Annotated in this window: 11 protein-coding genes; 6 read left to right on the top strand and 5 right to left on the bottom strand. The window is 65.7% G+C overall.

Annotation, left to right across the window (positions count from 1 at the left end):
* Nucleotides 1-18 precede the first annotated feature (18 nt).
* The 3 genes from ACFO0A_RS04815 to ACFO0A_RS04825 are packed head-to-tail and all read right to left on the bottom strand — an operon-like array spanning nt 19 to nt 4,273.
* Entirely contained in the window at nt 19-1,176 is a 1,158-nt protein-coding gene (locus tag ACFO0A_RS04815) for an efflux RND transporter periplasmic adaptor subunit (RefSeq protein WP_379537829.1), read from the bottom strand.
* The gene (locus tag ACFO0A_RS04820; protein ID WP_379537830.1) at nt 1,173-3,539 is read right to left on the bottom strand and encodes an ABC transporter permease; all 2,367 of its coding nucleotides are present in this window, start codon (nt 3,537-3,539) and stop codon (nt 1,173-1,175) included. Before ACFO0A_RS04820 ends, ACFO0A_RS04815 begins: the two co-directional genes overlap by 4 nt.
* Entirely contained in the window at nt 3,533-4,273 is a 741-nt protein-coding gene (locus tag ACFO0A_RS04825) for an ABC transporter ATP-binding protein (protein WP_379537831.1), read from the bottom strand. The genes ACFO0A_RS04820 and ACFO0A_RS04825 overlap by 7 nt, the downstream gene beginning before the upstream one ends.
* Before the next feature lie 148 nt (nt 4,274-4,421).
* Between ACFO0A_RS04825 and ACFO0A_RS04830 the strand changes: the two genes are divergently transcribed.
* Nucleotides 4,422-5,729 carry an acetyl-CoA hydrolase/transferase family protein gene (locus ACFO0A_RS04830; protein ID WP_379537832.1) on the top strand — a complete coding sequence of 436 codons (1,308 nt, stop codon included), beginning with the start codon at nt 4,422-4,424 and terminating at the stop codon, nt 5,727-5,729.
* Nucleotide 5,730: 1 nt separating this feature from the next.
* Here the strand turns inward: ACFO0A_RS04830 and ACFO0A_RS04835 are convergent, their stop codons facing one another.
* Entirely contained in the window at nt 5,731-7,071 is a 1,341-nt protein-coding gene (locus ACFO0A_RS04835; protein WP_379537833.1) for an erythromycin esterase family protein, read from the bottom strand.
* Between the two features lie 122 nt (nt 7,072-7,193).
* On the opposite strand from ACFO0A_RS04835, the gene ACFO0A_RS04840 reads away from it, so the two are divergent.
* The gene (locus tag ACFO0A_RS04840) at nt 7,194-7,910 is read left to right on the top strand and encodes a phosphoribosyltransferase (RefSeq protein ID WP_379537834.1); all 717 of its coding nucleotides are present in this window, start codon (nt 7,194-7,196) and stop codon (nt 7,908-7,910) included.
* A 72-nt stretch (nt 7,911-7,982) separates the two neighbouring features.
* Nucleotides 7,983-8,723: an SDR family oxidoreductase gene (locus ACFO0A_RS04845; RefSeq protein ID WP_379537835.1), complete on the top strand. Its 741-nt coding sequence runs from the start codon at nt 7,983-7,985 to the stop codon at nt 8,721-8,723.
* On the opposite strand, the gene ACFO0A_RS04850 is transcribed toward ACFO0A_RS04845, so the two are convergent.
* Nucleotides 8,720-9,328: a TlpA family protein disulfide reductase gene (locus tag ACFO0A_RS04850; protein WP_379537836.1), complete on the bottom strand. Its 609-nt coding sequence runs from the start codon at nt 9,326-9,328 to the stop codon at nt 8,720-8,722. The two genes, ACFO0A_RS04845 and ACFO0A_RS04850, sit on opposite strands and share 4 nt — an antisense overlap.
* Before the next feature lie 16 nt (nt 9,329-9,344).
* Between ACFO0A_RS04850 and argH the strand changes: the two genes are divergently transcribed.
* The 3 genes from argH to lysA are packed head-to-tail and all read left to right on the top strand — an operon-like array spanning nt 9,345 to nt 12,325.
* Nucleotides 9,345-10,730: an argininosuccinate lyase gene (gene argH, locus ACFO0A_RS04855; RefSeq protein WP_379538167.1), complete on the top strand. Its 1,386-nt coding sequence runs from the start codon at nt 9,345-9,347 to the stop codon at nt 10,728-10,730.
* A complete protein-coding gene (locus ACFO0A_RS04860; RefSeq protein ID WP_379537837.1) occupies nt 10,727-11,065 on the top strand; it encodes a hypothetical protein in 339 nt (112 codons plus the stop codon). Before argH ends, ACFO0A_RS04860 begins: the two co-directional genes overlap by 4 nt.
* Entirely contained in the window at nt 11,066-12,325 is a 1,260-nt protein-coding gene (gene lysA, locus ACFO0A_RS04865) for a diaminopimelate decarboxylase (protein WP_379537838.1), read from the top strand.

Genomic DNA, 12,325 nt, shown 5'->3' on the forward strand with positions numbered 1-12,325 from the left:
CGACGGCGACGGGTCCGGTCATCGTGCCTTGACTCTCGCTCCCGGCTTCAAGGTGCTGCTGGGGTTGAGGATGACAGTCTCGTCGGGAGAAATTCCCTTCAGCACCTCGCCAAATTCGTCGTTGATATGGCCGATCGTCAGGCTGCGCTCCCGCGTTCTGCCGCCTTCGACCACGAATGTCCGCCAGCCGCCATCGGCGCCGCGAAACAGCGCGCCGATCGGCACCCGGACGGCGTCCGGCCGAGCCCACAGGATGATCGTCGCGTCGAGCTGGTAACCGTGGCCGAGCCGGGCCGCTTGCGCCATTGCCGACTGGTCGAAGGCGATGATGACGTTGACGCGCTGTTCCTCGATGCCGAGCGCCGAAACCTTCAACCGGCCGAACGGCTCGATCCGCACAACGTGGCCAGCAAGTGGCACGTCGCCGCCCCATTGGGTGATCTCCACCCGGTCGCCCGGTTTCACCCGCACCGCCTCGCGGGACAAGAGGTCGACCACCACCTCGATCTGGCGGGGATCGCCGATGGAAATGATCGGCGTGCCCTCAGGGATCACACCGGCGCTTTCGTTGATGACCGACAGCACCGAACCGCTTGCCGGGGCTCGGACCGCGACCGGCGAAGAGGCGGCGGCCCCGGTCGCAGCGGCGCCCTGCGCCTGGATGCGAGCGATTTCCGCGCGGGCTTGCGCGAGTGCGGCCTGACCGGTGGACACGCGGGTTTGCGCCGCCTCGAGTTGCGCCCGCGGCAGAAAGCCCCTGCGCGCAAGTTCCCGGGCGCGCGCGAGATCGCGGCGGGCCTGGGCCAGCGACGCTCCGATCCCGCCTTCGCTCGATCGTGCTGCGGCGAGCGCCGCGCGCAGCTCCTGCTGGCTGCGTGGATCGAGCGGAGTGGAGGGGCGTCCGCTCATCCTGGTGATTTCGGTTCCGCGCGAAATCGGATCGCCCACCTCGAGCTCCAGTCGCGAGAGGTAGCCGGTGACGGGGGCGGACACCACGTAGAGGTCGTGCGCCCGCGTAACTCCGTCGTCGGTGATCCCGACCGACATCGGGCCGCTCGTGACCTTGGCGGTGTCGACAGGGGTCGCCGTGGGCCAGAACGCAAATGCCAGTCCCGCGACCAGCAGGGCCGCTAGGAGCAATGCCCAGCGCCAGCGCCAGAGGCGGCCCTTGATCAATCGCGCGCCTTCAGAACGCGCACCATGTCGAGCGTCTGCACGCGCCGCGCGACCGTCATCGCGGTCCCCATCGCCGCCAGCAGGACGATCACGATCGCCCAGCCATAGCTTGCGCGCGACGGCGCGAACGGCAGGCGGAACAGGTCGGAGCTGAACATCGCAGTCATAAGCTGCGCCATGCCATAGCCGATCAGGCAGGAAAACGGCACCGAGACGATCACAAGCAGCGCCAGTTCACCCAACAGGACTAGACCGACCTCGCTCCGGAAATAGCCGAGCACGCGCATTGTCGCGAGTTCGTGGGCACGTTCCGAGTAGAGGATCCGCGCGCTGTTGTAGACGACGCCCACCGCGATGGCCGAGGCAAAGGCGATGTAGAACGTGATCATGGTCAGCATGTTGTCGTCGATCATCTCCCGGAACTTGTCGAGCGCGGCGGTCTTTTCGGTCACGCCCAGCACCGCGGGCATTTCCTTCAATTTCGCCAGCACGCGGCCGCGGACCGATGGATCGATGCGAACCAGCGCGGAGCCTACCGGCGAGCCATCGCGGGCAAGGTCTTCGATCGTGGCAGCGCTTGCATAGGCGCGTTCGCCGATGAGTTCATCGACGATGCTGACTACCGGCAAGGCGACGTTCGTGCGGCGCCCGCCCAGCATTTCAAGTTGGACTCGGTCCCCGGGATGCACCGCCAGCTTGTCGGCCAGCTGGCGGCTCAGCATCACACCGGCAGGCGGCAAGTCGAACGCATTGCCGCTCCGGTCGATGCGGAAGCTGAGTTGCGAATTCGGCGATGCGCTTTCGATCGCGGTGCGCTCGACCCGATGGCCGTAGCTCAGCTTGACGGGCAATGCTCGGGTCGGCTCGACCCGCAGGACTCCCGGGATCTGCGCCAGCGCGAACAGCACGTCCTCGTTGCGCGGCTCGGTGAAGGAGACCGTCAGATCCTGTCGCTGGGCACGGAAGAAGAATGTGTCGAGCATCGAGTGGCTCGAATCGACGAATTGCGTCGTGGCGAACAGCAACCCGCCGGAAAGTGCGACCCCCAGCACGGTGATGGCCGATCGTCCGGGCCAGCGCGCGATGTGCCGCGCGATCATATGCCCGATCGCGGAGAAACCCGCCGACCGACCGAGCCGCTCGACAATGCCGGAGCGATAGATGGGCGGTGGTGGCGGCGCCATCGCGACCGCCGGGGTCAGCCGCACCGCCGACCTCGTGCCGCCTAGGGCGCCGAGCGCAGCCGTGAGGAACGAAAGCGACGCTGCGCCCAGGATGACCTGCGGCGAGATGCGGTAGTAGAGGAACGGGAAACGGTAGTACTGGGCATAGAGCCGCGTCATCGAGCCGCCCATCCAGATGCCGGCGACCGAACCCATGAGCGCGGCCAAAAGCGCGATGGCGAGCGCAAACTTGAGGTAGTGCAGGCCGATCGCCCAGTCGGTGTAGCCGAAGGCCTTGATCAGGCCGATCTGGGTTCGTTCGGTCCTGATCATGCGCCCCATCACGATGTAGACGAGGAACATCGCCACTAGCAGGAACACTGGCGGGATAACCCGCGTCATCGCATTGAGCTGCATCAACTCGTTGTCGAGGAAGGCGTGGCTTATCTGGTCCTTGCGGCCATAGGCGCCGGTGCCGCCATATGGTGCCAGGATGGTGTCGACCGCGCGGATCACGTCGACTTCCGATGCTCCCCGTTCGAGCGATAGCGAGAGCGTGTTGATCGCCTCGGTCCGGTCGGTGGCGCCCTCCAGTGCCTTCTGCCCTATCCAGAACACACCGAAGCGCGAATCGTCAGGGATGATCTCACCCGGCGCGATCGCATAGATGAAGTTGGGCGCGAGCCCGATCCCGACGATCCGCAGCGGTTGCTTTCGGCCATAGATCAGCGCGTCGATCCGGCTGCCGATGGAAAGATTGTTGGCTTTCACAAAAGCCTCGTCGGCTACGACCTCACCGGGATTTCCCAGTTGCGGCAGGCGCCCGCGGCGCAGCGTCAACTGATTGAGGTGACTTCGCCCCAGTTCGTCAACCGAGTTGAGAAGAGCGCGAACCGGCACGGACCGTACGGGAAAATCGAGCGTTGCATATTGCTGGATCGAACCTTCTGCCCGCCGTACGCCGCGAATGGCGGCGATGCGAGGAACCACGCTGCGCGGTGCCCGGGTCATTCCGGCAAAGACATCCGCGAAGTGGTTGCGGGCGTAATAGGCATCGCGCGTCTCGGTCAGGGAATGATGGACCCCGAGCGACATGACGAAAGTCGCGGTCGCTGCCGCAAGGACGATGGCAATCGCGAAGGCCTGCCCGCGCAGGTGCCAGAGGTCGCGCAGCAGCTTGAGGTCGAGCGCTCTCACCATGTGATTCCCGATGGATCGACCGGATGGTTGTTGATCTCGATCCGCGCGACCTGGCCATCGAGAAAGTGGAACACGCGGTGCGCCATCGCCGCAATGCCCGCATTGTGGGTTATGATAACCACCGTCGTTCCCAGCTCGCGGTTCGCCTGCGCCAGCGTCTGCAGCACGTGGACGCCCGTGGCGCTGTCGAGCGCGCCGGTCGGCTCGTCGCAGAGCAGTACGCCGGGCTGCTTGGCGATCGCGCGGGCAACCGCCACTCGTTGCTGTTCGCCGCCCGAAAGCTGCGCGGGATAATGGTCGCGTCGCTCTGCCAAGCCCACCAGCGATAGTGCCTCGCCCGCGTCCATCGGCCGTTCGGCGATGTCGGTGACGAGGCGGACGTTCTCCTCTGCGGTCAGGCTCGGGATCAGATTGTAGAACTGGAATATGAAGCCGACATTCGCCCGGCGAAACCGCGTGAGGTCGGCGTCGTCGAGGTCGGACAGTTCCTGTCCTTCGTACGCGAGCGAACCGGACGTCGGCCGGTCCAGCCCGCCGATGATATTGAGGAAAGTCGATTTGCCGCTGCCCGAAGGGCCCAGCAGGACAAGTATTTCTCCCGCCGGGATCACCAGGTCGACGTTGCGCAGCGCGTGAACCTCGGTCTCGCCTGTGCGATAGACCTTGCAGAGGCCAGCGACGGAAAAGGCAGGTTCGCGCGCCTCGGCCAGACCGGCGATGTCGTCAGCGCTCATTGCCAGCCCGTCTCGGCCAATTGGAGTGTCAGCACGTCGTTCGCCCGCGCAGCCATGGACGCCTGGCGATGCTCCGACATTGCGGGAAAACAAACAAGCTGTTCATCGCGCGGGCGCGGCGCGTAAGACGGGACAGGGGAGGTCTTTCATGGATCATGCCGAAGAATATCGCGCGAAGCTGGTTTCACCCGAAGAGGCGATGTCGCTCGTCGGCGGCGGCAGCGACGTGGCGATGGGCATGGCGCTTTCGGAGCCGCCCGCGCTGCTCGCGGCGCTGGCCGCGAGGGTCGAACAGGGCGGCCTTGACGGTTTCAACCTGTGGTACTTCCACTCGCTGACCCATGCCGAGGCGACGGTCCTCAAATTCGAGTTGACCGACCGGATCCGGCCGCACTGCATGTTCCTCACCGGGATCGAGCGCGAACTGATGCGCCGGGGCGCGCAGGCGGGCATCAGTCCCGTTGAGTACGTGCCGACCGCGTTCAGCGAAGCCCCGCGCCTGCTCTCCGAAAAAGTGTCGCTCGACACGTTCCTCGTGACCGTATCGCCGATGGATCGGAACGGCTGGTTCACGTTCGGGACCGGGAACGATTACGCAACAGTCGCCGCGCGTTCAGCAAGGCGCCTGGTCGTCGAGGTCAATCGTCACATGCCCCGCGTGTTCGGCGATTCGTTGCTGCACGTGTCCGAAGTCGACGCGATCGTCGAAAATCACGTTCCGCTGCCCGACCTGAACAGCCGCGAGCCTACGCCAGAGGAACTCACCATCGCGCGAACGATCGCGGGGCTGATCGACGACGGCGCATGCCTGCAGATGGGCATTGGCTCGCTACCCAGCGCCGTCTGCGCGGAACTGGCCGACCGCCGGGACCTGGGGGTTCACACCGAATTGCTCACGCCCGGCCTGGCCTGCCTCATCCAGAGCGGAGCGGTCACCAATCGGCGCAAGGCGACCTATCAGGGACGCAGCGTGTTCACGTTCGCGATGGGCAACAAGGCGCTGTACGATTTCCTCGATGACAACCCTTCGATGCACAGCCTGCCTGTGAACATCGTCAACGACCCGCGGCACATCGCCAAGAACGACAACGTCGTATCGATCAACGCCACGCTGCAGGTCGACCTGTCGGGCGCATGCAATTCCGAGCATGTGCTGGGTCGCCAATACAGTGGATCTGGTGGCCAGCTCGATTTTGTGAGGGGGGCGCGGGCTTCGAAAGGGGGAAAGTCGATCATCGCCTGCACTTCGACCGCCAGGGACGGGACTGTGTCGCGCATAGTGCCCACGTTGACGGGGCCCGTGACGACGCCGCGCAACGACGTCCAGATCGTCGTTACCGAACATGGCTGGGCGGATCTCGCGGGCAAGACCCTGACCCAACGTGCCGACGCCCTGATCTCGCTAGCCGATCCGCGCTTTCGCGACGACCTCGCGAACGCGCAGGGACGCCTATGAGCTAAAGCCCGAAAGGAAACAGTTCGGGCGCGCCGCGGGGATGCTCGGCACCCAGCGGGGTTACTGCGGTCGTTTCGTCGAACCAGACCCACGCGTCGAACTGTTCGGCCATGACCGCTTCGAAGTAGTGACTCGCGAACTCGGTCTCGGGCCGATAGATCACGCCGATCGCGCGTTCGAGCAGTGGCTCTCGCAGCGCTTCGACGACAGCCTCGCGACCGGGTGAGCGCCAATCGGTCAACGTTCGCGCGAGTCCGGTCAGGCGAAAGGCATGCTCGTAGCTGTCCTCACGCGCAGGACGGACGGCCTTGATCGCCATGTCTCCGTCCCAGTCGCTGGCGGCGGCGACGTGGCCCCGGTTCGTGCCGAAGCCGATCAGCACGGCCTCGTTCCCATGCGCCATGCGGCACAGTTCGCCGATGTTGAATTCGCCTTGCCAACCCATCGCTGTCGCCGCGGCATTGCCGATATGCGAGTTGTGGGCCCACACCACGGCCTTGGCGGAATCTCCTCGATGGGCAAGCAGCGCCTGAAGCGTCGCAAACATGTGGCGGTCGCGCAGGTTCCAGCTTTCGCTGCCGCCGCGATACATTGCGCGATAGTACCGCTCGGCCTCCCTGACGATCCGCGCGTTCTGGATCGCGTCGAACCACCTCTCGCCATCGTCACGCATCAAGGCGATCCGCCGGTCGAACAACTGGCGAACCTGCGCGACCGCGCCGTCCTCGCAACTCGCGCGACCGCCGCGAACGACGGACCTACCGTAGGATGCCGGATCGTCCTGCCACGGCGTCAGACAGGAATAGCGACGGCGCGCCTCGGCGGCCTCGCCCGGATCGGCCTCGTCGAGGTAGGCAAGAACGGCGTGGATCGATTCGCCCAGGCTGTAGACGTCGAGCCCGCTGAACGAGACTTTTGCTTCCTCGGCCAGCGCCGCGTTGTGGCCCCGCAGCCAGTCGGCGAAATCGAGCACCTCCTGATTGCGCCACATCCATGTCGGGAAACGGATGAAGGCATCTCCCTTGCGGGGACGGGGCGCCTGGTGGCGGACGTAGTCATCGATCCGCGCGGCGTCCGGCCAGTCCGCCTCGACCGCGACCAGGTTGAAGCCGTGGCGCTCGATCAGGCGGCGGGTGATCGCGGCGCGGGCGCGATAGAATTCTGACGTGCCGTGGGTCGCCTCGCCCAGGAGAACCACGCGAGCGTCGCCGAACCGGTCGAAGAAGGCGCCGAAAGCCTCGCTGTCCTGCGGATCGGGAAGCGACTCGGCGGCAGCGCACAGCACGTCCACGGTGCTGCGAAGGATTCCATGCTTCCGGGGCATTCTTTCGGTCACGCTCATGGTTCGCATCCTTGCGCACACGTGCGGTAAAACTCGCGCATTCTCGCCCCATGGCGGGCGCGGGTGCCCGGCTTGCAGCGAAATTGCGTTGACCCTGTCCCGCCATAATACACGATAATGCGATGCGTTTCCCCCTGCGTGGCTGGTCGCCAGCGCGGATCGCGGCAGGTGGACGGCCAGCCATGGAGATTGCCATGTCCGCATATTTCGCCAATCGCCGCGACGCCGGACGGCAGCTTGCCGCAGCATTGTCAGCGCACGGGCTCCAAGATCCGCTGGTCCTCGCGTTGCCGCGCGGAGGCGTCCCTGTCGCGCTGGAGGTCGCCAAGCGGCTTCATGCTCCGCTCGATGTGCTGTTCGTCCGCAAGATTGGCGCGCCGGGGCACGAAGAATACGGCATCGGCGCGCTTGTCGACGGCGCATCGCCCCAGATTGTCATCGATCACGAGATGGCCGAGCGGGTTGGTGCGTCGAAAGCCTACATCGACCGAACGGTGGCGCGTGAACTCGCTGAGATCGAGCGCCGGCGCGCGCTTTACCGGACGGGTCCCCCACACCCGATCGAGAGCCGCGATGTCATTCTCGTCGATGATGGCATCGCTACCGGCGGAACGGTTCGCGCCGCGCTCGCGGCGCTGCACCAGGCCCGCGCCGGCCACGTCGTCCTGGCCGTGCCCGTCGCGCCGCGCGATGTGGTCACGGCCCTCGGCGCGCTATGCGACGAGGTCGTTTGCCTCGCGATGCCAGAACCGTTCCATGCCGTCGGCATGCATTACGTGGACTTCGACCAGACCAGCGACAAGGAAGTCATCGCATCGCTTGCCGAGGCAAATGCCTGATGGCAGGCCGGATGACTGGCCGTTAGAGGACGTTACGCCTAAGGCGCAATTTCCCTTTCAGGAGCGACTGGCATGACCGACCCCATTGCCGGCAAGGTAATCGTCATCACCGGCGCAAGCAGCGGCCTGGGCGAGGCCGCCGCCCGCATGCTCGCCGCGCGCGGTGCAAGACTGGTGCTTGGCGCCCGTCGCCTGGAACGCCTCGTGGCGCTGGCGGAGGACCTCGGCATGCCATCAGGTGTCGCGATTGCGACTGACGTTTCCGACGCCGCGCAAGTGCAGGCGCTGGTCGATCAGGCGATCGACGCGCACGGTCGTATCGATGTCATGATCAACAACGCCGGGGTAATGCCGCAGTCTCCGCTCGATCGGCTGCGGATCGATGAGTGGGACCGGATGATCGACGTCAACATTAAGGGCGTCCTCTACGGAATAGCCGCCGCGTTGCCGCACATGCAGCGCCAGAAATCCGGCCACTTTATCAACGTGGCCTCGGTGGCGGGTCACAAGGTTCGCCCCGGCGGAGTCGTATATTCCGCAACCAAGCATGCGGTGCGCACGATTTCCGAAGGGCTGCGGCAGGAAGTGAAGCCGTTCAACATTCGCACGACGATCATCTCGCCCGGCGCGGTCGACACCGAATTGCCCGAATCGATCAGCGAACCCGATTTCGCGGCGCGGACGCGAGAATTCTACGCTCGCAGTGCGATCCCGGCGGATTCCTTCGCGCGCTGCGTGGCCTTTGCACTTGAGCAACCGGAGAACGTCGACATCAACGAGATCCTCTACCGCCCCACCGAGCAGGAGTACTAACTTCCCGCGAGGATCTCGGCGAGCATCGCCGAAGTGCGCGGCCCGCTCCAGTCATGGCCGCCGATCATCCGCCAGACCTCGCGGCCTTTTGCGTCATAGAGCACCGTCGTCGGCAGGATGCCGGTGCCGTAATGCATCGACAGGGCGTTCTCGGGGTCCATCCACGGTTCGAGGTGCGCGAACTTGCGCGCGGCGAAGAAAGGCGTGACCTTTTCCGCGCCCTGGATGTCCTGGCTGACCGTGATAACGCGCAGCTTCCCTGAATCCTCTTCCGCCAGCTTGTCGAGCATCGGCATTTCGAGGACGCAGGGCCCGCACCATGTGGCCCACAGGTTGATCAGCACCGGCTTGCCCCTGAGGTCGGCGCTGCGCAGCGTCTTGCCGGATGGGTCGCTCAGCGCGAAATCAGGCATCAGGCTACCGCGGTTTTCGATGTTGAGCGTTCCATTGAACGTTTCGGCGCCGTCGCTCGCTGCCTGTTCCGCCGCAGCAGTAGTGCTCTCCGGTTGCGGAGCCGCGGGGCTTTGCCTATCGCACCCCCCGGCGGCCATGACGGCCACGGCAAGGACGGCGAGCTTGAGCGACCGCGCGAAAAATGTGGGCAAGATGGGCTCCAATACGATGTGGGGCGGGCGCTTTGCCGCAGGCCCTTCCGCGATCATGCGCGAGATAAACGCCTCGATACCCTTCGACAAGGCGCTGTGGCGCCAGGACATCGCGGCCTCCAAGGCCCATGTCGCGATGCTCGGTGCCCAAGGCATTGTCTCGGCTGAGGATGCCGCCGAAATCGCTTCGGGCCTGGACAGCGTCGCCGATGAGTACGAGCGCGACGGCGTACCCGAGGACTGGGACCTCGAGGACATCCACATGACCACCGAAAGCCGCCTCGCCGCGCTGATCGGGCCGGTAGCGGGGCGGCTGCACACCGCGCGCAGCCGCAACGACCAGGTGGCGACCGACTTTCGCCTATGGGTACGCGATGCGATGGACCAGGCCGATGCGGGCCTTGCCGCCTTCCAGCGCGCGCTGGTCGATCGCGCGGAGGAACATGCCGCCTCGATCATGCCCGGTTTCACGCATCTCCAGACCGCGCAACCGGTAACGCTCGGCCATCACCTGATGGCCTATTACGAGATGGCGGCGCGCGACCGTTCGCGTTTCGCTGACGCGCGCGATCGGGCCAACCAGTGTCCGCTGGGATCCGCGGCGCTCGCCGGCACCGGCTTTCCCATCGACCGGCACGCCACGGCTGCCGCGCTCGGCTTCGACGGCCCGACGGCGAACAGCCTCGATGCGGTATCGGACCGGGATTTCGCGCTCGACTACCTGATGGCGGCGGCCCAGTGCGCGCTCCATCTTTCGCGGCTGGCCGAAGAATTCGTGCTTTGGGCAAGCCAGCCTTTCGGCTTCGTCAGCCTGCCTGACAGTTTTTCGACCGGTAGCTCGATCATGCCGCAAAAGCGCAATCCCGATGCGGCCGAACTGGTTCGCGGACATTCGGGCCGCATAATCGGCTGCGCGACCGCCCTAATGGTGACGATGAAGGGCCTTCCGCTCGCGTATTCAAAGGACATGCAGGACGACAAGCCGCCGGTGTTCGAGGCAGCCTCGCTGCTTGCGCTCAGCCTTGCGGCTATGACCGGCATGGTCGCCGAGACGACTTTTCGCGCGGAGCGGATGCGCGCCGCGGCTGAAAATGGCTACGCAACCGCAACCGATCTTGCCGACTGGCTTGTGCGGGTGCGCGGCATCCCCTTCCGGGAAGCGCATCACATCACCGGCGCGGCGGTCAAGCTTGCCGAGCAGCGCGGGGTCGCGCTCGACGCACTGGGACTGGACGATCTGCAAGCGATCGACACGCGGATCGACGACGGCGTCTTCGCTGCACTTTCGGTCGAGGCATCGGTCGCGGCGCGCGCCAGCCATGGTGGAACCGCGCCGGTCGAGGTAAGGAAGCGGGTGGCAGAGGCGCGCGCGGCGCTGGCCCGCGACGGAGACAGGACATGAAGCGGTTAGTCGCGGTTGGAATGGCGAGCCTGGCGCTGGCCGGGTGCGGCAGCCGCACAGACCTTACCCCGCAGGCCGGCCACCAGCTTCCGGTCGCCCCATACGGCCGGGCGGACCGGCCGACCACGGCTGAACTTCTCGCTCGCCCGCCGCAACTTGCGCCCGAACGCACCGTCGAACTGCGGCGCAAGTCCGAGGAACGCGCCGACGATCCGTTCGACCTTCCGCCCGACGTGGGCGACAGGCCTTCGGATGAGCTGTCTTCGCCGACCTCGACCGACCCTGCCCCGTCGGCTCCCGACCTGCCGCCTGCCTCGAACACCCCGAAGAGCTAGATGGATCATTTTGCCTATCGCAACGGCGTGCTCCACGCCGAGGACGTTCCGCTGCCCGTCATTGCGGCCGAGGTAGGAACGCCCGTATATGTATATTCGAAGGCCACGCTGGTGCGCCATGCCCGCGTTTTCCGCGAGGCGGTTGCGGTTGCGGGACGGCACCACATCGCATTTGCGGTAAAGTCCAATCCCAACATCGCGGTCCTGCGTGTCCTGGCGCGCGAAGGCTACGGCGCCGATGTCGTCTCGGGCGGCGAACTCGACCGTGCGCTGGCGGCGGGCATGGCCGCTGAAGACATCGTCTTCTCAGGCGTTGGCAAGACCGAAGCGGAACTGGCCCACGGTCTGGAGTGTGGAATCGGCCAGTTCAACATCGAGCTCGAGGCCGAAGGCGCCGCGCTTGCGCGGATCGCCAGCGCCATGGGCAAGACCGCGACGGCAGTACTGCGCGTGAACCCCGACGTGGACGCGGGCACCCACGCCAAGATCTCCACCGGGAAGGCCGAGAACAAGTTCGGCGTGCCGATCGGCGATGCTCCTGCAATCTTCGCCCGGCTTGCGGCGTTGGACGGTCTCAACATGCGCGGTGTTGCGGTGCATATCGGCAGCATGGTCGCCGACCTTGACCCGCTCGCGGCCGCGTTCGAGCGCGTTGGCGAACTGGTCACCGAACTGCGCGCGGCAGGCCATACGATTACCCATGTCGACCTGGGCGGCGGGATCGGCGTCCCCTACCGCCCCCACGACAGGCTGCCGACGCCGGCACAATATGGCGAAATGGTCGCCCGCGTCACGAAGGACTGGGGTGTGACCCTGATGTTCGAGCCGGGCCGTGTCATCTGCGGCAATGCCGGAATCCTGATGACGCGGGTTATCTGGGTGAAGCCCGGCGTCGTCCGACCCTTCGTCGTGGTCGATGCGGCAATGAACGATCTTGCCCGGCCCGCGCTCTACGAGGCCTATCATCACTTCCAGGCCGTCGAGCCGGGCGAAGGCACGTTCGACGCCAACATTGTCGGGCCGGTGTGCGAAAGCACCGACACTTTCGCGATGGGCAGGACGATCGACCTGGTGGAACCCGGCGACCTCGCCGTCTTCCGTACGGCCGGGGCGTATGGCGCAACGATGGCCAGCACCTATAACAGCCGCGCCCTGGTGCCCGAAGTGCTGGTCGACGGCGATCGCTATGCCGTCGTTGCCGACCGGATCCTCCCGGCGACGATCATGGCCGCCGAGCGCGTTCCGGACTGGCTGGACTAG

The organism is Novosphingobium tardum, assembly GCF_042652045.1.
GTDB lineage: Bacteria > Pseudomonadota > Alphaproteobacteria > Sphingomonadales > Sphingomonadaceae > Novosphingobium > Novosphingobium tardum.

Bases quoted from the DNA above. Each gene is read 5' to 3' on its own strand.
- ACFO0A_RS04825 (WP_379537831.1), bottom strand. From the start codon at position 4,273: ATGAGCGCTGACGACATCGCCGGTCTGGCCGAGGCGCGCGAACCTGCC.
- ACFO0A_RS04845 (WP_379537835.1), top strand. From the start codon at position 7,983: ATGACCGACCCCATTGCCGGCAAGGTAATCGTCATCACCGGCGCAAGC.
- lysA (WP_379537838.1), top strand. From the start codon at position 11,066: ATGGATCATTTTGCCTATCGCAACGGCGTGCTCCACGCCGAGGACGTT.
- ACFO0A_RS04820 (WP_379537830.1), bottom strand. From the start codon at position 3,539: ATGGTGAGAGCGCTCGACCTCAAGCTGCTGCGCGACCTCTGGCACCTG.
- argH (WP_379538167.1), top strand. From the start codon at position 9,345: ATGTGGGGCGGGCGCTTTGCCGCAGGCCCTTCCGCGATCATGCGCGAG.
- ACFO0A_RS04840 (WP_379537834.1), top strand. From the start codon at position 7,194: ATGCGTTTCCCCCTGCGTGGCTGGTCGCCAGCGCGGATCGCGGCAGGT.
- ACFO0A_RS04835 (WP_379537833.1), bottom strand. From the start codon at position 7,071: ATGAGCGTGACCGAAAGAATGCCCCGGAAGCATGGAATCCTTCGCAGC.
- ACFO0A_RS04860 (WP_379537837.1), top strand. From the start codon at position 10,727: ATGAAGCGGTTAGTCGCGGTTGGAATGGCGAGCCTGGCGCTGGCCGGG.
- ACFO0A_RS04830 (WP_379537832.1), top strand. From the start codon at position 4,422: ATGGATCATGCCGAAGAATATCGCGCGAAGCTGGTTTCACCCGAAGAG.